The 21,002-nt window shown below is 58.1% G+C and carries 12 protein-coding genes, 1 tRNA gene and 2 pseudogenes; 14 read left to right on the forward strand and 1 reads right to left on the reverse strand.

Translation table 11 applies throughout. The features are described 5' to 3' along the window. The 10 genes and pseudogenes from TRICHSKD4_RS25615 to TRICHSKD4_RS25660 all read left to right on the forward strand — a co-directional run bounded on the left by TRICHSKD4_RS25615 (position 1) and on the right by TRICHSKD4_RS25660 (position 14,947). Positions 1 to 2,772 carry a DEAD/DEAH box helicase gene (locus TRICHSKD4_RS25615; RefSeq protein ID WP_009760190.1) on the forward strand — a complete coding sequence of 924 codons (2,772 nt, stop codon included), beginning with the start codon at positions 1 to 3 and terminating at the stop codon, positions 2,770 to 2,772. Between the two features lie 2 nt (positions 2,773 to 2,774). After that, positions 2,775 to 6,710 carry an Eco57I restriction-modification methylase domain-containing protein gene (locus tag TRICHSKD4_RS25620; RefSeq protein WP_009760191.1) on the forward strand — a complete coding sequence of 1,312 codons (3,936 nt, stop codon included), beginning with the start codon at positions 2,775 to 2,777 and terminating at the stop codon, positions 6,708 to 6,710. A gap of 3 nt (positions 6,711 to 6,713) precedes the next feature. Then, on the forward strand, positions 6,714 to 7,868 hold the full coding sequence (locus TRICHSKD4_RS25625) for an ImmA/IrrE family metallo-endopeptidase (RefSeq protein WP_009760192.1): 1,155 nt from the start codon (positions 6,714 to 6,716) through the stop codon (positions 7,866 to 7,868). 4 nt (positions 7,869 to 7,872) lie between these two features. Beyond that, positions 7,873 to 8,637, forward strand: a complete 765-nt coding sequence (locus TRICHSKD4_RS25630) for an HNH endonuclease (protein ID WP_009760193.1) — start codon at positions 7,873 to 7,875, stop codon at positions 8,635 to 8,637. 73 nt (positions 8,638 to 8,710) lie between these two features. Further along, positions 8,711 to 10,240: pseudogene (gene istA, locus TRICHSKD4_RS25635) on the forward strand (IS21 family transposase). Further along, positions 10,230 to 11,020, forward strand: a pseudogene (gene istB / locus TRICHSKD4_RS25640) (IS21-like element helper ATPase IstB). Before istA ends, istB begins: the two co-directional pseudogenes overlap by 11 nt. A gap of 179 nt (positions 11,021 to 11,199) precedes the next feature. Further along, positions 11,200 to 11,739 carry a hypothetical protein gene (locus tag TRICHSKD4_RS25645; protein WP_040617419.1) on the forward strand — a complete coding sequence of 180 codons (540 nt, stop codon included), beginning with the start codon at positions 11,200 to 11,202 and terminating at the stop codon, positions 11,737 to 11,739. Positions 11,740 to 11,947: 208 nt separating this feature from the next. Continuing rightward, positions 11,948 to 12,505 (forward strand): DUF3489 domain-containing protein, encoded by a 558-nt coding sequence (locus tag TRICHSKD4_RS28645; protein WP_009760199.1) that lies wholly within the window; start codon positions 11,948 to 11,950, stop codon positions 12,503 to 12,505. Further along, positions 12,502 to 13,044, forward strand: coding sequence for a DUF2924 domain-containing protein (locus tag TRICHSKD4_RS25655; RefSeq protein ID WP_009760200.1), 543 nt, complete (start codon positions 12,502 to 12,504; stop codon positions 13,042 to 13,044). Before TRICHSKD4_RS28645 ends, TRICHSKD4_RS25655 begins: the two co-directional genes overlap by 4 nt. A gap of 91 nt (positions 13,045 to 13,135) precedes the next feature. After that, entirely contained in the window at positions 13,136 to 14,947 is a 1,812-nt protein-coding gene (locus tag TRICHSKD4_RS25660) for a recombinase family protein (RefSeq protein ID WP_009760201.1), read from the forward strand. 242 nt (positions 14,948 to 15,189) lie between these two features. On the opposite strand, the gene TRICHSKD4_RS25665 is transcribed toward TRICHSKD4_RS25660, so the two are convergent. Further along, positions 15,190 to 15,263: transfer RNA gene (locus TRICHSKD4_RS25665), tRNA-Gln, on the reverse strand. Between the two features lie 453 nt (positions 15,264 to 15,716). On the opposite strand from TRICHSKD4_RS25665, the gene TRICHSKD4_RS25670 reads away from it, so the two are divergent. The 4 genes from TRICHSKD4_RS25670 to TRICHSKD4_RS25685 all read left to right on the forward strand — a co-directional run bounded on the left by TRICHSKD4_RS25670 (position 15,717) and on the right by TRICHSKD4_RS25685 (position 21,002). Continuing rightward, positions 15,717 to 17,282, forward strand: coding sequence for a Ppx/GppA phosphatase family protein (locus tag TRICHSKD4_RS25670; RefSeq protein WP_009760204.1), 1,566 nt, complete (start codon positions 15,717 to 15,719; stop codon positions 17,280 to 17,282). Next, positions 17,279 to 17,974, forward strand: coding sequence for an RlmE family RNA methyltransferase (locus TRICHSKD4_RS25675; RefSeq protein ID WP_009760205.1), 696 nt, complete (start codon positions 17,279 to 17,281; stop codon positions 17,972 to 17,974). The genes TRICHSKD4_RS25670 and TRICHSKD4_RS25675 overlap by 4 nt, the downstream gene beginning before the upstream one ends. Positions 17,975 to 18,162: 188 nt before the next feature. Next, positions 18,163 to 19,665, forward strand: a complete 1,503-nt coding sequence (gene guaB, locus TRICHSKD4_RS25680; RefSeq protein ID WP_009760206.1) for an IMP dehydrogenase — start codon at positions 18,163 to 18,165, stop codon at positions 19,663 to 19,665. Between the two features lie 44 nt (positions 19,666 to 19,709). Next, positions 19,710 to 21,002 carry an RsmB/NOP family class I SAM-dependent RNA methyltransferase gene (locus TRICHSKD4_RS25685; RefSeq protein ID WP_009760207.1) on the forward strand — a complete coding sequence of 431 codons (1,293 nt, stop codon included), beginning with the start codon at positions 19,710 to 19,712 and terminating at the stop codon, positions 21,000 to 21,002.

Genomic DNA, 21,002 nt, shown 5'->3' on the forward strand with positions numbered 1-21,002 from the left:
ATGACCGTGAATTTTACTCTTGGGGACCTTGTCAGAGCGCGCGGCCGTGAATGGGTTGCCTTACCGACACCTGGTGAGGGCCTGCTTGCCCTGCGTCCTCTCTCGGGCAATGAAAACGACATCGTGGTTCTTGCTCCGGATCTCGAGCTGGCACCCGTAGAAGCCGCTCGCTTCGACCTGCCTGACGACGCGCGCACGACAGTGCAGTCCAAGGCGGCCCTCCTTGCCGACGCGTTGCGACTGACCCTCCGCAGGGGGGCTGGCCCGTTCCGATCCGCCGCACAGCTTGCGTTTGAGCCTCGGACGTACCAGCTTGTCCCGCTGCTCATGGCCCTTCGGCTTCAGGTCCCGCGGCTGTTGATTGCCGATGACGTTGGCATCGGCAAGACCATCGAAGCGGGTCTGATCCTGCGCGAACTGATGGATCGTGGAGAGGTCGATGCGTTTTCGGTTCTCTGCCCTCCGCACCTCGTGGACCAGTGGATCACCGAATTGAAGGATCGCTTTGGGATCGATGCCGTTGCCGTCACCTCCGGAACTGCGGCACGTCTGGAGCGCAACCTCCCATCGGCGCAAACCCTTTTCGATGCCTATCCGTTCACGGTGGTCAGCCTTGACTACATCAAAGCCGAGAAACGTCGGGATGGGTTCGCCAGGGCCTGCCCGGATTTCGTTATCGTCGATGAAGCACACGCCTGCGTCGGGACGCACAAGGGAAAGCAGCAGCGCTTCGACCTGCTTCAGGGCCTTGCACGCGATCTGGACCGTCGGTTGATCCTGCTGACAGCCACGCCGCACTCCGGGGATGAGGATGCGTTCGCTCGGCTGCTGTCTCTGATCGACACAGAATTCGGGACCGTCAACTTCGACAACCAGAAATACCGCGAGCGCCTTGTCAGGCACTTTGTTCAGCGACGGCGCGTCGATCTGCTCGCGGGCGACTGGGATGAGAACCGCTCGTTCCCCAAGCACGAGACCAACGAATACTCTTATCGCCTGAACGACGAGCATCGGGCCTTCCAGGAAGCCGTGCTTGATTACTGCTTCTCGGTCGTGTCTCGGGCCGGAGACGCGCAGAAGGATCGCCGCCTTGCCTTCTGGGGCACTCTCGCGCTGATGCGCTGTGTCGGATCGTCACCCGCAGCCGCAATGAGCGCGTTGCGAAACCGGGCTTCCAATGAAAACGACCGCCTCGAGCCGCAGATATACGACGAAGACGGCGATGACGAAGACGCCGTGGACATTGAGCCAAACACCGTCTTTTCAAATGACCCCGCTCTCCAAGGGCTGCTCGACAAGGCCAGCGAACTTCTGACGGCCGAAGATCCCAAACTGAACGCCCTCATCAAGGCCCTCAAACCCTTGATCAAAGACGGCGCTAACCCCGTCGTCTTCTGCCGCTACCTCGCCACGGCCGAACATGTGAAGGAAGGGCTTCGTAAAGCCTTCCCCAAGCTGAATGTGCAGGCCGTGACGGGTGAACTGACGCCGGACGAACGTCGGGATCGCGTAGCGGAAATGGCGGCGGAAGAAAGTGCCGCCACAGATCAGCGCATCCTGGTCGCCACGGACTGCCTGTCGGAGGGGATCAACCTTCAACAGCTGTTCGACACCGTGATCCACTACGACCTTTCCTGGAACCCGACGCGTCACCAACAACGCGAAGGCCGCGTCAATCGCTTCGGACAGCCCGCCGAACTCGTTCGCTCAATCATGATGTTTTCGCCCGACAGCGCCATCGACGGTGCTGTCTTGGACGTCATTCTTCGCAAAGCCAAGGAAATCCACGACGCTACTGGCGTGACTGTGCCTCTGCCCGACGAGCGGGGACCGGTCACCGATGCACTGATGACTGCAATGATGCTCCGCCGTGGCGGTGGCAGCCACAAGCAGCTGACGCTGGACCTGCAAATCGGCGACGGTATCCAGGTGATGGAGACCCGCTGGCGCGATGCAAGCGAGAACGAAAAGCGATCACGTGCCCGGTTTGCACAAAACGCCATGAAGCCGAGTGAGGTCGCACCTGAATGGGACAAGGTGAAGTCCCTGCTTGGATCACCAGCAGAAACGCTCGAATTTCTCGAGCGCGCGATGTCTCGGTTCGGGGTGCCCCTCGAGAAGAAGAAATCGCTGCAATTCGCCCACGTGCATGCCCTTCAAGATAGCCTCAAGGAAAAGCTGGAGCAGCGTGGGCTGAAGGGCTCTCTGAAGCTGGCCACGCAAGAACCGGTGCCCTCAGGCGCTTCACTTCTGACCAGAACCCATCCGCTGACATCGTCCCTGGCAGAAAGCCTGCTTGAAGCCTCTCTTGACACCGAAGCGCTGCCGGATCTGGGCATCGGTCGTGTCGGGGCCTGGCCGAGTGCCGCCGTCACTCAGATGACGCGTGTCGCGCTCTTGCGTATTCGCTACAAGCTCACGGTTCATGCACGGCGCGAGCGCCTTCTGCTGGCAGAGGAAGCCGCGCTCGTTGCCCTCGACAGCAATACGGTGATCGCCTCTGGCAGCGAGGCGCGCGCGCTGCTTGCCTCTCCCGCGACTGCTGATCTTGCGTCTGTCGCCCGCGACCGGATGATCAATACGGCGAAGGCGGCCCTTCCTGACCTGCTGGGCGGCCCGATTGCCGATTTCGTGCAAAAGCGTGCCGCGGAGCTGGTTGAAGACCACGCCCGCCTTCGTGCTGCAGCCGGGTCCGCGTCGCGTGTCAGTGTGGAGCCGATCATTCCCCCAGACGTCATCGGCCTCTTCGTTCTTGTTCCGGGGGAGGTGTAATCATGGCCCGCAAACCAATTACCGATATGTCGGCGTGGCCGTCGCTGAGCCTCGAAGGCAACCTGATCGCGCCTGCGATGATCGCCAAGATCGATCAGCGCCAGGCACCCGAGCAATCCCCCGACGAATACGGGGTTCGCAAAGGTCTCCAGATCCGCGAGGAAATCGCGACCGCCTTCCGCGTAGGCCAATCGCATTTCGACGCCTTTGCAAAAATCGAGCAACCCTCGGCCGCCGCCACCTCGCGTTTCATCGCCGATTTCTTCAAGGAAACCTTCGGGTACACCGATCTCGCGGTGGCAGTAGCACCGATCGCCCTGATCGCGTCCGACCGTGTGCCCGTCGTTGTGGTCCCGCCATCCGAACTGCTTGATCGTCGCAGCCCGACGCTCTCGACGGACAGGTCGCGGTCTCCGGCCTTTGCTCTTCAGGACCACCTGAATGATCGGGACGAGGCCCTTTGGGGCATCGTGACCAACGGGATGCAGTTGCGCCTCATGCGCGACAATGCCTCCCTGACCCGCCCGGCCTATATCGAGGCTGATCTGGCGCAGATGTTCACCAACGAGGACATCGCGTCCTTTGCGGTGCTCTGGCTGCTGATCCACCGCACCCGCTTCGGCGCGGCAGACACCCCCGCCACCGATTGCCCGCTCGAACGCTGGCGCGATGCCGGCTCCAAGGAGGGCGAAGCCGCGCGTGATCGCCTGGCCGGTCAGGTCCAGCTGGCACTCAAACTGCTCGGCTCGGGCTTCCTCGAGGCCAACCCCGACCTCGCCGCGAAACTGCATTCCGGCGAAGTGAACCTGACCGATTGGTTCAACGAGCTCCTGCGCCTCGTCTACCGCCTGATCTTCCTGATGGTGGCCGAGGACCGGAACCTCCTCCACCCGGAAAAGGCCAAACCCGAGGCCCGCGCCCTCTACGCCCAGGGCTATTCGCTCCAGTCGCTGCGCAAGCAATGTTACCGCGCCGCCACCTGGGACAAGCACCATGACCGCTACGAGGGGGTGAAGATCGTCTTCCGCGCGCTCACGCAGGGCCAGCCCGCCCTTGCGCTGCCCGCCCTCGGCGGCCTCTTTGCCGAGGACCGGCTGCCCCACCTCGAAACCGCCCGCCTGCGCAACCGCGCCTTCATGGAGGCGCTCTACCGCCTCTCCTGGCTTGCCGACAAAGCCGGCATGGTCCCCGTCAACTGGCGCGCGATGGAGACCGAGGAGCTTGGTTCGGTCTACGAATCCCTCCTCGAACTCCAGCCCCAGCTGGGTGACGACGGGAAGACGCTGGTCTTCGCCTCCGAGGCGGCCGAGCAGAAGGGCAACCAGCGCAAGACCACCGGCTCCTACTACACGCCCGACAGCCTCGTTCAGGCGCTGCTCGACACCGCGCTCGACCCCGTGCTCGACAAGACGGAAGGAGAGGCGGACGATCCCGCCAAGGCGCTGCTGAAGCTCTCGGTCATCGACCCCGCCTGCGGCTCGGGGCACTTCCTGCTGGCCGCAGCCCGCCGCATCGCCACGCGGCTGGCGCGCATCCGGGCCGAGGGCACGCCCTCGCTCGCCGACTTCCGCCATGCCCTGCGCGATGTCGCGCGATGCTGCATCCACGGGGTGGACCGCAACCCGATGGCGGTGGAGCTGACCAAGGTCGCGCTGTGGATCGAGACAGTGGATCCCGGCCTTCCACTCGGCTTCTTCGACGCGCAGATCCGCTGCGGCGATGCGCTGCTGGGGGTGTTCGACCTGCAGGTGCTGCAGGACGGTATTCCCGATGCCGCCTACAAGCCGCTGACCGGCGACGACAAGGAAACCGCGAAATACTACCTCAAGGCCAATCGCGATGCGACGGCGGGGGCGAGCGGCTTCGATTTCGGGACCGGCACGTTCACCATGCCTGAAGTCAAACCGCTGGCGCTGGATTTCTCGGGCTTCCGCGACCTGCCCGAGGATACGGTCGAGCAGATCGGCGCCAAGGCCAAGCGGTTCAGGGAGCTGCGCAAGGGGCAGACCTTTGTCCGCGCCAAGGCGGCGGCGGACCTTTATGTGGCAGCCTTCCTGCTGCCCAAGGTCGGCGGCGCACCGGCGGGGGCGTCGGAGCGGACAGTACCGACGACCGAGGAGCTGTGGATGGCTCTCAATCAGGGGAAGATGCGCCAGGCGATGAATGATGCCCCCAACGCCGCCCGCAATGCCCGCGCCCTGCATTGGCCGCTGGAGTTCCCCGATGTGATGCAGCGCGGTGGGTTCGATGTGGTACTGGGTAACCCGCCGTGGGAGCGCATCAAGCTGCAGGAGCAGGAGTTCTTTGCCTCCCGCTCGCCCGAGATCGCAAATGCCCCCAACAAGGCGGCGCGGGACAGGCTGATCAAGGAATTGGAGACGGCCGAGCAGGGCAGCACACATCGTGCGCTGTTCGATGCGTTTACCGAGACCAAGCGCGAGGCCGAGGCGACCAGCCAATTTGTTCGAATGTCGGGAGAGGATAGCGGGCGCTTTGCCCTCACTGGCCGTGGCGACGTGAACACCTATTCACTGTTCGCGGAACTATTCTTGATGCTGATCAGGCCGCTTGGCCGAGCAGGAATCATTGTGCCTTCGGGCATAGCCACCGATGCAACAAATGCACCGTTTTTCTCATACCTTGTTGAGCAGGAAAAACTTGCGCGTCTAATATCATTTGAAAACGAAGAGTTCATTTTCCCTTCGGTTCATCACTCATTCAGATTCAGCCTAATTACAATTTCAAATCAACGAACAAAGGCGCCTGATTTTGCCTTCTTTCTGCGCAGAACGGCTCAAATATCCGAACAAGACAGGAACTTCAATTTAACATCTCAACAGATATACAGAATCAATCCGAACACAATGACTGCGCCGGTGTTCCGCTCGAAGATCGATGCAGAGCTTACAGCAAAACTGTACGAAAATGCTACAATCGTACTGCGTGAGGCTGATCACAAAAGTGGAAATCCATGGAATGCAAACTTCCACTCCAGGATTTGGCATATGTCGGAAGACTCAGAGTATTTCAGAACCGCCGAACAGTTAAGCACCTGTGGCTATGTACGTCGGGGCCAACTATGGGAGAAAAGCGAGAGCACAAGCGAAAGATCTGATATCTATGCGCCCCTTTACGAAGCGAAAATGATCCATCAATTTGACCACCGCTGGGCGACTTACGATGCATCGGGCAATGTGATTTCCTCTGATGAAACCGGATTTACATACGACTTCTCAAACGAGGCGACGCCTCGATATTGGGTCCCACAGAAAGAACTGCGGAAACGACTAGAAGCGAATGGCTGGGGGCGTCAATGGCTTCTTGGGTGGCGGGACATTACCAGCGCTCATGTCTATCGCACGCTTATAGCCTCTGTATTCCCACAAGCGGCAAGCGGCGATACGCTGCTTTTAATCTTCCCCAATCCACCTGACGTTAGGCAGCTCGCGGGGTTAGTAGCAAATTTGTCCGCACTGACCTTGGATTATATCGCAAGGCAAAAGGTAGGCGGTACTCATTTGAAATTTAACGTGTTTTATCAACTTCCAGTTATCCTTCCCGACTTCTACACCGAATCTCGCCTCGCCTTCCTCACCCCGAAGGTGCTGGAACTCACCTACACCTCGCACAGCCTCGCCCCCTTCGCCCGCGATCTGGGCCATGACGGCCCGCCCTTCGCCTGGGACGAGGACCGCCGCGCCCACCTGCGCGCCGATCTCGACGCCTTCTACGCCCGCGCCTACGGCCTGACCCGCGACGAGCTGCGCTACATCCTCGACCCCGCCGACGTGAAGGGCCCCGACTACCCCTCGGAAACCTTCCGAGTCCTCAAGGAAAAGGAAATCCGCCAACACGGCGAATACCGCACCCGCCGCCTCGTCCTCGCCGCCTGGGACCGGATGGAAGCGAACGGCGAATTCACGGCGATGGGGATGTAGGCGATGGCGGTCATCGACCCCGTCGTCAACAGTCGGGTGGCCGACTTCATCCGCGGCGCGGTCCAGTCGATTTTCGACTCGCGCTTCGACTGGACGCCGGACGCCGAGTCTATCCTCGCGCTGATGCGCGAGGGTGGCATGACGCCCGAGCAGGAGCGGCGCTTTCGCCCCTATTTCGATCTGTTCGTCGAGCAGGCCCGAAAGGGCGAGATCAGCGGTTTCAACCCGCAGGTCGACGATGAGACATTCGTCGACTACCCCCCAAAGTTCGACCTCGACGCACTGCTGACACCGCCCGCGTCGCCCGACGCGCAGAAGGACCTGTTCGACGGAACCGGCACGCGAACCGAGTCCGAGCGCGCCCTGATCGACCAGCTGATCGCGGCGACGAAGCTCTATGACAGCAGCGAGGCGATCCAGGAGCTGTTCGCCTTCACCATCAACCTCCGCGAGTTCGCACCATTCAATGCGATGTTACTGCACATCCAGAAGCCCGGCCTGACGCACGCGGCAAGCGCGCATGACTGGTGGCACAGGTTCGGTCGGGTGCCGAAAAAGGGCGCACGACCTCTCTTGGTGCTGCGCATGAAGGGGCCGGTCGATTTCGTGTTCGACGTGCAGGATACCGAAGGCAAGGACCTGCCGGTCGAAGCGTTCTCTTTTCCGACCTTCGGCAATCTGAGCGACACCCGCTTCGCCGAATTCATGCGGGCCGTCAGCAAGGAGAAGATCGATCTCGTTCCGCTGGACGCAGGAGACAGTCAGGCAGGCTGGATCCGGCTGCTCGCCCGCGCGAAGAACGACAAGGGTAAAAATTTCTACCAGCTGGCCTACAACCGGAATCATGCCGCACCGACGCGTTTCGTGACTGTCGCCCACGAACTGGCGCACCTGTATCTCGGCCATCTTGGTGCGGACATCGGACGACGCGTTCCCGACCGGAGCCACACGCCTCACGCGCTGATGGAAGTGGAGGCTGAAATGGCGGCCTACCTGGTGGCGAAGCGCAACGGGCTTGAGCCGAGGAGCGAAAGCTACCTGTCGAATTACAAGGGTGCCTTCGAGGACCTGAACCTCTACGCGGTCACGAGAACCGCGAATGCCGTGGAAACCGCGATGGGCATCTCCGCCCAGAAGCTCTGGAACGAGAAGGCATGAGGGAATGATCGAGACGCCCCAATCCTTCGTGACCCGCCAGGAATGCGATAAGGTCACCTACCAGAATGGCTTCAGGCGCCCCCATGGCGAAACCAAGGGCTGGCAGCGGTACAGTTCGACGACCGCGCAGGGGTCAATCTGGCTCGCTCGGCACACTTCCGGTCCGTGGCTCCTCGCCCTGGATCATGCCGGGGTCATCGCAGAGATCGGGATTGAGGCGTCCGATGCCGCAGGACCAGGCCTCGCACGGTTCCGGTTTGCCTCGCTGGCACAGCTTTATGACGTGATGCCAAGAGTTTACGAGCTTGCCGCTAGCCTTCCCGACGCACCACTTCAGGAATTCCTGCACCTTACAGAAACCCTGCCCAGGACGACAGAAGCGGAGCGGCTCGTCGCCCAGCGTGTCGGCCAGAACATTTTTCGTGAGCGACTGTTGCAATACTGGCAGGGGCGCTGTCCCTTGACCGGAATTGCCGACAAACCTCTTCTCCGTGCCTCCCACATCAAGCCATGGCGCGACTGTGAAAACGATGCAGAGCGTCTGGATGTCCACAACGGCCTGCTTCTGTCGGCTCTTTGGGATGCCGTATTCGATGGCGGTCTGGTGACCTTCGGCGATGACGGGACCCCTGTCTTTTCGGAGAACCTCAGCGAGCAGGCGCGTGCGCGACTCCATTATGATCGGCCAGTCGATCTGACCGAAAAGCATCGGGTCTTCCTGGAGTGGCATCGGACGAAGATATTCGACGCCAAGGCGCCTGACTGTTGATTGCCACTGAGAATTGACCCATGTGCAACCTTGCCCTGGCGCGAAGCAGCTGGGGGCTACAGGAGTGTTAGACATGGGATTTTTGAGAGTTATCCGGAAATGGGCGCTGCGCGACAAGATGCCCATTCGCGAGATCGCGCGGCGGACCGGCGTGTCGCGCAACACGATCAAGAAGTATCTTCGGGAGGGGTTTGTTGAACCCGCGTTTCAGACGCCGGATCGTCCCAGCAAGCTCGACCCATATGCCAAGCAGCTCACAGCCTGGCTTGTATCGGATCAGCGCAAATCACGCAAAGAACGCCGGACGGCGAAGCTGATGCATGCCGATCTGGTGATGCTGGGATATGACGGTTCCTACAAGCGCGTTGCGGCCTTTGTTCGGGAATGGAAAGGCGAACGGCAGCGGGCGCATCACACGACGGATCGTGGAACTTTCGTGCCGCTGGTGTTCGCACCAGGCGAAGCGTTCCAGTTCGACTGGAGCGAGGACTGGGCCTATGTCGGTGGCGAGCGGATCAAGCTGCAGGTCGCGCATATCAAGCTGTCGCACAGCCGCGCCTTTCTGGTTCGGGCCTATCTGCTGCAAACGCATGAGATGTTGTTCGATGCCCATTGGCATGCCTTCCGCGTCTTCGAAGGCATCCCCGGTCGCGGTATCTACGACAATATGAAGACCGCCGTCGACAAGGTCGGAATAGGCAAGGAGCGCGATGTGAATGCGCGGTTCACGGCGATGACCAGCCATTATGTCTTCGATCCCGAGTTCTGCAATCCGGCGGCAGGCTGGGAGAAGGGGCAGGTCGAGAAGAATGTGCGCGATGCGCGCCATCGGATGTGGCAGCTGATGCCGGCCTTTCCGGATCTGGATGCGCTGAATGCTTGGCTGGAAGAGCGCTGCAAACTGCTGTGGGCTGAGACGGCGCATGGCACGTTGCCTGGCAGCATCGCCGATGTGTGGGAGGCTGAGAAGCCTGCGCTGATGTCGCTCCCCACAATGTTCGATGGCTTTGTCGAGGAAAGAAAGCGCGTCTCGCCGACCTGCCTGATCAGCTTTGATCGCACCCGTTATTCTGTGCCCGCCAGCTTTGCGAACCGCCCCGTCAGCCTGCGCATTTACCCTGAGCGGCTGGTGGTCGTTGCCGAGGGGCACGTGATTTGCACGCATGAGCGCATCATCGACCGGTTGCACCGCCAACCGGGGCGCGTTGTCTATGACTGGCGCCATTATCTGGCGGCGGTGCAGCGCAAACCTGGGGCGCTGCGCAATGGCGCCCCCTTCGTGGAAATGCCCTAACCCTTCCGCATGTTACAGGCGAAGATGCTACGCCAGCCTGGCGGGGACCGCGAAATGGTCGATATCCTGTCCTTGGTGCTGCACCATGATGAGCAAGCCGTACTGTGCGCCGTGGAATTGGCGCTGGAGGCGGGCGTTCCCACCAAGACCCATGTCCTGAACCTGCTCCACAGACTTCTGGATGGCAAACCGACCAACCAGCCGGATGTGAACCCTCCAGCGGCCCTGTCGCTGAGTAAGGAGCCCGAGGCCAATGTCGCGCGCTACGACGGGCTTCGCACCCAGAAAGGAACCCGTCATGCGTCATGACCCCGCAGGTGCAGCCCTCATCATCATGTTGCGCAGCCTGAAGATGTCAGGGATGGTGCAGGCCGTGCAGGACCTGCATGAGCAAGGTTCACCCGCATTCGAGGCTGCCATACCGATCCTGTCGCAGCTGCTCAAGGCCGAAATGGCCGAGCGTGAGGTGCGCTCGATCGCCTATCACATGAAGGTCGCCCGCTTTCCGGCCTACAAGGATTTGTCCACCTTCGACTTCGCGGCCAGTGAAATGCGTGAAGCTTTGGTTCGCCAGCTCTATCGATGCGAATTCCTGGATGGAGCCGAGAATGTGGTGCTGATCGGGGGGCCTGGCACAGGGAAATCGCATGTTGCGACGGCCCTCGGTATCCAGGCTATCGAACATCATCGCAAGCGCGTGCGTTTCTTCTCAACGGTCGAACTGGTCAACGCTCTGGAGCAGGAAAAGGCCCAGGGCAAGGCTGGCAAGATCGCAGAGGCGCTGGTGAAAACTGACTTGGTGATCCTGGATGAGCTCGGATACCTGCCGTTCAGCGCCTCTGGTGGGGCCTTGCTCTTCCATCTTCTGAGCAAACTCTACGAGCGCAGCAGCGTCATCATCACCACGAACTTGAGCTTCAGTGAATGGGCCAGCGTGTTCGGCGAAGCCAAGATGACCACCGCGCTGCTCGATCGCCTCACCACCGCTGCCACATTCTGGAAACCGGCAATGACAGCTATCGCTTCAAGGCCAGCTCCGAGACGGCAAAAAAGAAACGAAAGGAAACAGCAGCATTGACGCCAACATGATGCGCAGAACATAACAACCGGGTGGGTCAGATCTCGGTGACAATGCCGGGTCAATTCTCAGTGGCAATCAACAGCGCAAGGGCTCAGCACTCACCAAACATCTTCCCAGACGAAAACGACTTTACTTCTCATTGATTGCATAGCTTCGTCTGCCGTGTTGGTTTGGCGGCGTTTTCATCATGACTTATCTGACGTCGTATATTCGAGGATATCGCCGCGCGTTACGCGATGCTGTGGTTGGGGCGGACATGTTTGGTCACATGCTCAGGCGTTCCGGGCGAGGCTCTGGCGGATCTGCGGATCACACGTCTGCAGACGAGATCGGCATGTTTTTAAGGGCTTACCGAGACCATGGCGAACAGGGTCATTCTGGCAAAGTCCGAACCTGGTCGGATGTATTTGCCACTTCGCAGAGGCTTGATCGTGATGAGCGGTTTCGGGTGAGCGAGCATGGAACTTCATCGTCTGCCCGATATCGTCTGGGGTATGGGGCAGGGCTTTCCTATGCGGCCATATTGCTCACGCAGTATGCATGGTCGATGAATGAGGCTGAAAGCCGTTTCGCTATTTTGACGCTTGTTCTTGAGATTGAGCGCCTTCGAGCGGATTTGGATCGCGAGGAAAGTGAGCATGCTCATTGCAGATGCTTCAGGATGAGGCGCGCAAGCTGGAGCCTGCGTCTGGAGGCTGCGTTTTCCGGCTCAAGGCCAACTTCGTAAGTTTGGCCTTGCCTGCATTGATTTCGCAGAAAGAGCAGCGACGAGACTGGACTTGTGCCGTGATGTGAGCATTGCTTGGTTCTGCGAAGAGCGTATAGGCAACATGATTGATGCCGCGCCTTGATAAACCTCCTGTGCCTGCCGGAAGTGGCAGGCTTCCTCCAGTGCCGGGGCCTGATTTTTCCTGGTCACAGCTATGGAGGCAGGAATGCGTGATATCGATGATGTACTGGACGAGTTGGCCGGTGATGAGGCCCTGATCGTGCCGAAGTTTTTGCGCCGTGGAGGAAAATGCACTAGCGGCACACTGGGGGATGCCGGGAGCGTAGAAGCCGAAGCTGAAGGAAACCTCCAAACCACAGCAGGCATTGAATCAGTCATTGTTGAAGAGACGGGTGCTGAGCCCCCGGCGGTATATACGACTGTCGCAGCAAGGCTGCCCTGTGATTGTACACATGGTGGTGAGAATGTTCGAAAGAGCAGAAACCGAGAACAAGGCCGACAACGAACCCGGCAGGATGAGTTGCTGGGATTGCTTGGCAGGTGCTCGGGCGTGCGGGCAGTGACACTTTGCAAAAAGTTCGGCTGGCAACCGCATACGCTTAGGGCCGCGCTTTCAAAACTCAGGAGACAGGGTCATGTGATCGAGCGACGGCGATCCGTGTCCGGCGAGACGCTCTATATCATTGTGACAGGTGAGGGAGTTTATTCGGACGGTGAGCAGCCTGCCTGCGCCGGGTCTGCGGGCGGAGCAGCTACCCAATGACCACTTGCTGCGAACATACACCTTCACCAGAAACAACGGGCCTGGTTGACCATATTGCGGAACTGGACCGGGCCGGGTGTCTGATCTTGTGGCGCAGGACCTTTGGGCATCAGGCTCCAAAGCACATGTCACAGGTTTTGATGAGAAAACTCCTTGCAAGGGAGGTACAGGTGCGCCGGTTCGGTGGTTTGTCACCAGCTTTGAAGCGGGCGCTTAAATCGGCCTTAAAAGCCCCTTCAAGGGGAGTTCAAATGGGCTTTGACGGCAAAAACGGTGGCCTGGAGACCGAGATGAGTGGGCCGATCGACGGCAAGGGAGCTTCTCCAAACGGAACCAAACGCCGAGCGGTCACAACCGCTCCGGTTCTTGCGCAAGGGACCAGTTTGATCCGCGAATGGAACGGGTGCACCTATCAGGTTGTTGTGACACGGGACGGGTTTGAAATGGATGGCAGATCCTACCGTTCCTTGAGCGCCATAGCCCGCAAGATCACCGGAGCCCACTGGTCTGGCCCGAGGTTTTTTGGACTGGGTCGATGAAGCAGGCATATCAAGATGACATCTGGGTGACCGCCAGAGAAATGACCATTGTTGTGACAGGTGGACCGGGTCAATTGGCGGGCGGAAATATATGAGACGTGTGCGATGTGCCATCTATACCCGCAAGTCTTCTGAAGAAGGTCTGGAACAGGGGTTTAATTCCCTGGATGCACAAAGGGAGGCTTGCGCCTCCTATATCGCCAGCCAGAAACATGAAGGCTGGGAGCTGATCAAAAAGCACTATGACGATGGCGGGGTGTCGGGGGGCACGCTGGAGCGACCGGCGCTCCGGCAGCTCCTGCGGGATGTGGAGGAGGGCGAGGTCGATCAGATTGTTGTCTACAAGATTGACCGTTTGACACGTTCATTGGCTGATTTTGCCAAACTGGTGGAGCGGCTGGACGGGGCTGGGGCATCCTTTGTGTCTGTTACCCAGTCGTTTAACACATCAACGAGCATGGGACGGCTGACCCTCAATGTCCTGCTTAGCTTTGCCCAGTTTGAGCGGGAGGTGACGGCTGAACGTATCCGGGACAAGATTGCAGCGTCAAAAAAGAAAGGGCTCTGGATGGGCGGGACTGTTCCGCTGGGATACCGACCGGACGGGCGCTCGCTTCGAATTGTCCCTGCACAAGCAGAAACCATTCGCTCCCTTTTTGATCTTTATCTCGAGCATGGGTCCATCAATGCTGTTCAGACGAAAGCGGATGAGCTTGGCCTGACAAGACCTGCCGCGAACCGCAAAACGGAAACCACGCAATTGCAGAACGGGAAGGAGGGTGTGCTTGAAGAAAAGACCGGGTTTGCCCGTTCCCATCTTCATTACATCCTGTCCAATCCGGTTTATGCAGGTTTGATCCGCCATGGCGACAAAACGCATGAGGGGCAGCACGAAGCGATCATTGAGCGTGATACGTGGACCAAGGTGCAAGACATGCTTCAGGGTGAGGCAAGAAAAAAGAGAGGCCGAAGCCGAAAGCAAAAACGAAGCGGGGCAGCAGGAGAACAGTTGGGCTTTAATGGCAAAGGGTCTTCTGCAACAACCGGATCTGGCGCCATCATGGGGAAACTCTTTGATGAAACCGGTGATCGATTGACACCGCATCATGTGAACAAAAAGGGGCGAATATATCGGTATTATGTCTCCAACCGTCTTTTGGCGGGCAGGAGCAGAAATGCCGAGTTCAACCTCGTCGCAGGTAATAACTCTGAGCTTGAATCTCCAACGCAACCAAATACCCGACATCCTGTTTGTTCCGGTTGGCGCCTGTCTGCCCCAAAGCTTGAAGAAACCATCGCACGGGCAATCAAGGATCATCTGCGTAAGGGCATAGCTGGATCTTTGCTGACCACACCTCAGGCAGAGCTGATAGCCCATATGCATCAGTTGCTGGAGATGGTGAGTACAGGCCAAAGTTCGAAGGCGTCGAACCTTATATTGCAAATGGTTCGAAGAGGGGATCTCGCTCCCGGAACAATCAGTTTGGCTCTTGATGGGGTTGCAGTGGCCCGCTTTTTTGACTGCAGGGCAGTTCACCTAAATCCGGATGTGCTGACGTTTGATGTCTCTTTCCAGATCCGAAAGCGCGGCGTTGAAACCAAACTCGTCGTGGGCGGGGAACAATCCACGGCAGTCGACCCGACCCTTGTGCACAATATTGCCTTGGGGCATCGCATTTGTCAGTCCATCACCGCAGGGACGCCACTTGAGGAGATCTGCGAGAAGGAAGGACTGTCCAGACGCAGGTTGTTGCAACTGGTGGACCATGGACTTCTTGCGCCCGATCTTGTCCGCAAGGTTCTGGAAGGTCATCAGCCTGTCGGCCTGACATCGGAATGGCTTCAACGACATGCCCTGCCTCTGGACTGGCAGGAGCAGCGGCGGGTGATCGGCCTCTTGTGAATGGGCCTGCTTGTCGGAGCCATATAAATCCGGAAAACGCACAGTCTACGAAATCAACAGCTTGGCACGATGCGCGGTTCTGCAAACTGTCAGCGGCAAACCGGGCCTTAGAGACACTCGCCAAACTGGGTGATATTCGCCGACATTTTTGACGTCTCTGCGCGCGAAAGGGGCGGGTATGTCGCTGAAAACTCAACGGGGAAAACCAGAAGAACGAAGGAATATCTATGATATAGAACGGTTGGCTGGGGAACCTGGATTCGAACCAGGACTAACAGAGTCAGAGTCTGCGGGTCTACCGTTAACCTATTCCCCAATAGATACAGCGCGTCTCGGTGTCAAAATGAGCGCTGAGATGCTTCGCCTTTGGTGGTGAGGCGGTGAGCGTGTATAGCTGTTTTTGTCGGCATTGCAACTGTCTGCTGCAATAATTTTCATGCCAGCGAGGTTGCGATCGCAGTGCAGCAGAACTTTTGTCTTGCCCAGCGCATGTTGCGCTTTGCCAAGTTGCTGCAAGCTGTTACAGTTTGCCCAACGATGATCGAGCGCGTTGATCAGGGCGGGGATCCTTTTGGGATATGGCCTGACCCGCGCTGAAAGGCAAGAAGTGACACAGTCAGGTCAGGAACCGCCCGAAAAAGGGCGTGGGGCCCCTGGCGAGTCCGCAAATGGTTCTGCGCGACAGCAGAAACACAAGTCAAAGCGGCGGAGACGCCGTAGAAACGGGAAAGGGCAGGCAAAGCAGCAGGGCACCTCAATAGAGATTGCATTGCAGCTTGCGGGACGCTCTGATTCCGTTTCTCAAGCGGACCAACAGGGAAAAAGCGGCAGGCAACCGTCTGCGCGTAAGAAGCGTCGGCACCGCAATGTAGGTGACCGGTCCGAGAGTGGTGCCGAATCGCTGAATGCTGGCACTCACGCAGAGCCAAGAAAACCGTCAGTGGTTGGCGGTGGTGATGGCGCAACAGACAGTTCAGCCGACACACAGGCCGACAAGATTTCTCCCAAGGGTTTGAAGGCGGGGCGTCGTCGGAATCGACGTCGTCGAAAGAACCTCGCCGGAAAAAATCACTCGGAAAATCCGAACGCGAACACGCCTCAATCCGCACGGAATATAGGCGTATCCGATCAATTAGTCGGAACTTCGGATGCCGAGCAAATCAGGACCCATGAAGGGCAAGCCGGACCAGCGCCTTCACACAAACCTGTTCATGGTGAAAACGGACAGGTCAGGCGCTCGGGGGAACGGTATGACGGCAATTGTCATGGACGCAGTCGTGCAAATGAGGGGGAAGACCAGCCACCGCTTTATGCGGCGCTTGACCTTGGAACGAACAATTGTCGCTTGTTGATCGCTCGTCCTGAGGAACGCGGGTTTCGGGTTGTAGATGCATATTCGCGCATTGTTCGGCTGGGCGAGGGGATTGGAAAGAACCAACGCCTTGGTGAAGAGGCGATGGAGCGTGCCGTCGATGCACTGGCCAATTGCCACCGAAAACTCGCTGAGCGCGGTGTCATGCGATCACGTTTGATTGCAACAGAAGCTTGCCGGGCTGCAGAAAATGGGATGGAGTTTATCTCCCGAGTTCAAAAGGAAACCGGTCTCGCCTTGGAAGTGGTTGATCGGGAAACAGAAGCTCGGCTGGCTGTTGCCGGTTGCGTGTCCCTCGTCGACCCTAACGCAAAGGGTGTGATCCTTTTCGATATTGGTGGCGGCTCTTCAGAAATCGTTTGGCTCGATCTTCGCAACCGTTGCGGTGCACGTGGCTATGCGTTGACCCGCTTCGTGCGGTCGTGGACATCGCTGCCCTTGGGCGTGGTTAATCTGTCCGAGCGCCATGGCGGTGTACATGTCACGCCTGAAGTGTTCGAGGCGATGGTCGATGATGTGGCAGACCATCTGCAGCATTTTAATCTTTCAGAAGACCTTGCTGACGCAATCGCCGAAAGCGAGGTTCATATGTTGGGCACCTCAGGCACAGTCACCACGCTGGCGGGCGTACATTTGGGTTTGCGGCGTTATGACCGCCGCCGCGTGGACGGAACCTGGCTCACGGACCTGCAGGTTTCGACCATGATTGATCAACTGCGCGATATGTCTTACGAGGAGCGCGTAGAAAACCCTTGTATTGGCGGTGATCGGGCTGATCTGGTTCTGGCCGGTTGCGCGATATTGGAAGCTATTCGGCGGCGCTGGACCTGTCCGCGACTTCGGGTGGCTGATCGCGGATTGCGCGAGGGCATCTTGACAGAATTGATGGCTGCAGATGGCGTCTGGTCCCGAAAACCGGGTCGGTTTCGTCGCCGGGGTGGCCCAAATAGAGGCAAATCATGAGCCGAGGAAAAAAAGGCAGCGGAGATCGCGGCCTCCATGTGCGCGTGAAAACGTCAGCCGGACGCCGCGAATCCTCAACGCGTTGGCTGGAGCGGCAGCTCAATGACCCCTATGTCCGACGTGCAAAAGCCGACGGCTATCGGTCGCGTGCGGCCTATAAGTTGCTCGAGATTGACGAAAAGCACCGGCTTTTGAAGCCGGGCTACCGCGTTGTAGACCTTGGCGCGGCTCCGGGAGGATGGTGTCAGGTCGCAGTCGACAAGGTGAAGTCAACAGAAGACGCACCCAAGGTGGTCGGGATTGATTATCTCGACATGGATTACCTGCCCGGTTTGGCGTTTTTGAAGAAAGACTTTCTGGATGATGATGCTCCAGAGGCTTTAATGAATGCTCTGGGCGGTGGATTGCCGGATCTCGTATTGTCGGATATGGCGGCCCGAACCACTGGGCACCGTCAGACGGATCACTTGCGCACAACGCACCTATTTGAGGTGGCTGTTGATTTTGCGCGGCAAAATCTGGTGCCGGGTGGATCGTTTCTTGCCAAAGTCTTTCGTGGTGGAACAGAAAACCAGCTATTGACGGAAATGAAGCGGGACTTCAAAAGCGTTGCCCATGTGAAACCGCCTGCGAGCCGAAAAGAGAGCCCGGAGCTCTATGTCATAGCCAAGGGGTTTCGCGGGCGGTCTTAGGGCGCCTTCAGATAACTCATCAGATAATTGGGTGCTTGTCCGTGGATTATCGGACAAGGCCTTTTCATATTGTCACCTGCATGTTATTGACCCGCGCCAACTTCTCCGGCACAGCCGAACCGACTCAATGAACTGCAAGATCATCCCGTTCTTGCGTTCATACAGCTATTTCATAAGGGGAATTGGCAATGGCTTCCTTTTTCGTTCCATCGACAGGATCAGAGGCACTGACCTTTGATGATGTGTTGCTGATTCCAGGCCACTCGGAAGTGATGCCGGGTCAGGTTGACTTGCGGTCTCGTGTGACACGCGAGATGGAACTGAATCTTCCGATCCTATCGTCAGCCATGGATACCGTTACCGAGGGACGTCTGGCGATTGCCATGGCGCAGGCTGGTGGGATCGGTGTCATTCACCGAAATCTCTCGCTGGATCAGCAGGCTGAAGAAGTCCGCCGGGTAAAAAAGTTTGAATCCGGCATGGTGGTCAACCCGCTTGTCATTGGGCCTGACGCAACCCTCCAACATGCGTTGGACTTGATGAAACACTATGGCATTTCCGGTGTTCCGGTTGTCGAAAATGGTGGAACCGGAGGACAGCATACAGGCCGTTTGGTCGGCATTTTGACCAACCGTGATGTGCGTTTTGCCTCCAATCCGGATCAAAAGGTCTACGAACTAATGACCCGCGAGAACCTTGTTACGGTTCGCGAGACAGTCAGTCAGGCTGAAGCCAAGCGGCTGCTTCATCAAAACCGCATTGAAAAGCTGCTTGTTGTAGACAAGGACCAAAATTGCATTGGTCTGATCACCGTCAAGGATATCGAGAAGGCGCAGCTCAACCCGAATGCATCAAAAGATGATCAGGGCCGCTTGCGCGCAGCTGCTGCAACAAGTGTTGGCGATGAAGGCTTTGAGCGGGCCGAGCGGTTGATCGACGCAGGTGTAGACCTTCTGGTTGTTGATACCGCGCATGGTCATTCGGCTCGCGTGTTGGAAATGGTGTCGAAGGTCAAAAAGGCGTCCAACTCCACTCAAGTTTTGGCTGGAAATGTTGCCACAGCCGAAGCCACAAAAGCCTTGATTGACGCTGGAGCGGATTCCGTGAAGGTGGGTATTGGACCTGGCTCCATCTGTACAACTCGGATTGTCGCCGGTGTGGGCGTACCGCAGTTGACTGCGATCATGGAATCCGTGGAAGAGGCCAGCAAGCAGGGTGTTCCGGTCGTCGCTGATGGCGGCATCAAATATTCCGGCGACCTTGCAAAGGCCGTTGCAGCCGGAGCATCAACTGTCATGGTTGGCTCTCTTTTGGCAGGAACGGAGGAAAGCCCGGGGGAAGTTTATCTTCATCAGGGTCGGTCTTATAAATCCTATCGCGGAATGGGGTCCGTAGGTGCGATGGCGCGCGGCTCTGCCGACCGCTACTTTCAGGCGGAAGTTCGTGACAGCCTCAAACTTGTTCCAGAGGGGATTGAGGGTCAGGTTCCCTATAAGGGCGCGCTTTCCAGCGTGCTTCATCAGCTGGCCGGTGGTCTTCGGGCGGCCATGGGTTATGTTGGCGGCAAAACCATCGAGGATTATCAGGAAAAAGCTCGGTTTGTGCGGATTTCAGGAGCCGGTCTTCGCGAAAGTCATGCGCATGATGTAACAATCACGCGCGAAAGCCCGAATTACCCATCCAGCCTCTAAAACAAAATTGGCGTAAGCGATAAGGCTTGCGCCGGGAGATATATATGAAAGACGGCGGACGTCTCGCAGCAGCGATTGAAGTTCTTGACGAGATTGAAAACCGTCATCGCCCGGCGCAGGTTGCCTTAAAGGACTGGGGGAACCAGCATCGTTTTGCCGGTTCCGGGGATCGTACTGCTATTGGCAATCTTGTGTTCGATGTTCTTCGGCACAAGGCCAGCCTTTCAGCCCGGTTGCGAAGCACGACGAACAGGCATCTGGTGCTTGGAGTTTATGCTCTGGTTTGGGGCAAAGGTATGGAGCAGTTGGATACGGTTCTGGAAACTGACCGGCATGCGCCAGAGCCACTGTCTGACCAAGAAAAAGGCCTTTTTTCTGGTCAGGCTACGTCAAACATAGCCGCTCATGCTGCCGCCGATGTGCCGGAATGGCTTTGGCCGAGTTTTGTGACCTGTTTTGGTGACAAGGCTGTTGCAGAAGGCAAGGCGCTGGCAACCCGGGCGCCAGTCGATCTTCGCGCCAACCTCCTAAAGTCAAATCGTGAGAAGTTGCTCGACAAGCTATCTCATGTTGATGCGGCGGCTTGTGATGTGGCGGAAACAGGTTTGCGAATTGTGCCGAAGCCGGGTGCTCTCAGAATGCCGCATGTTCAGGCTGAAGAAGGCTACAGGAAGGGCTGGTTTGAACTGCAGGATGAAGCCAGCCAAATCGTGGCTGCTTTGTCGGGTGCCAAGCCGGGCGCTCAGGTTCTGGATTTTTGCGCTGGTGGCGGGGGCAAAACGCTGGCGATGGCCGGCGCCATGCAGAACAAAGGGCAGATCTATGCCTTTGATGCGGACCGTCTGCGGTTGGCACCGATCCACGAGCGTTTACAGCGGGCAGGGGTCCGCAATGTTCAGGTTCGCGATCCTGCCGCAACCAATTTGACGGATCTCGAAGGTTCCATGGACCTTGTCTTCACAGATGCGCCTTGCACGGGAACCGGTGTCTGGCGTCGTCGTCCGGATTCCAAATGGCGTTTGACTGAAAAGGCTGTCCAGGACCGGATAGAGGATCAACGAAGTGTTCTCGGGCGGGCTGCACAATATGTAAAACCGGGTGGACGTCTGGTTTACGTGACCTGCTCTGTGTTGCCGGAAGAAAATACGGACCAGATTGACTGGTTTTTGCGACAGCAGCCGGAGTTTCAATCGGTTTCAGCTGCAGAGGCTTGGACGGCGGCCTATCCAGGCAAAAAAGCGCCAACATATATAAATGATCGCGGTGATATTCTGCTGACACCGGGCTCAACGGACACAGACGGTTTCTTTTGTGCACTGCTGGAAAGACGCGCCTGA

The sequence above is a fragment of the Roseibium sp. TrichSKD4 genome (genome assembly GCF_000148725.1).
Lineage (GTDB): Bacteria > Pseudomonadota > Alphaproteobacteria > Rhizobiales > Stappiaceae > Roseibium.

Bases quoted from the DNA above. Each gene is read 5' to 3' on its own strand.
- TRICHSKD4_RS25620 (WP_009760191.1), top strand. From the start codon at position 2,775: ATGGCCCGCAAACCAATTACCGATATGTCGGCGTGGCCGTCGCTGAGC.
- guaB (WP_009760206.1), top strand. From the start codon at position 18,163: ATGGCTTCCTTTTTCGTTCCATCGACAGGATCAGAGGCACTGACCTTT.
- TRICHSKD4_RS25645 (WP_040617419.1), top strand. From the start codon at position 11,200: ATGACTTATCTGACGTCGTATATTCGAGGATATCGCCGCGCGTTACGC.
- TRICHSKD4_RS25685 (WP_009760207.1), top strand. From the start codon at position 19,710: ATGAAAGACGGCGGACGTCTCGCAGCAGCGATTGAAGTTCTTGACGAG.
- TRICHSKD4_RS28645 (WP_009760199.1), top strand. From the start codon at position 11,948: ATGCGTGATATCGATGATGTACTGGACGAGTTGGCCGGTGATGAGGCC.
- TRICHSKD4_RS25630 (WP_009760193.1), top strand. From the start codon at position 7,873: ATGATCGAGACGCCCCAATCCTTCGTGACCCGCCAGGAATGCGATAAG.
- TRICHSKD4_RS25675 (WP_009760205.1), top strand. From the start codon at position 17,279: ATGAGCCGAGGAAAAAAAGGCAGCGGAGATCGCGGCCTCCATGTGCGC.
- TRICHSKD4_RS25660 (WP_009760201.1), top strand. From the start codon at position 13,136: ATGAGACGTGTGCGATGTGCCATCTATACCCGCAAGTCTTCTGAAGAA.
- TRICHSKD4_RS25655 (WP_009760200.1), top strand. From the start codon at position 12,502: ATGACCACTTGCTGCGAACATACACCTTCACCAGAAACAACGGGCCTG.
- TRICHSKD4_RS25615 (WP_009760190.1), top strand. From the start codon at position 1: ATGACCGTGAATTTTACTCTTGGGGACCTTGTCAGAGCGCGCGGCCGT.
- TRICHSKD4_RS25625 (WP_009760192.1), top strand. From the start codon at position 6,714: ATGGCGGTCATCGACCCCGTCGTCAACAGTCGGGTGGCCGACTTCATC.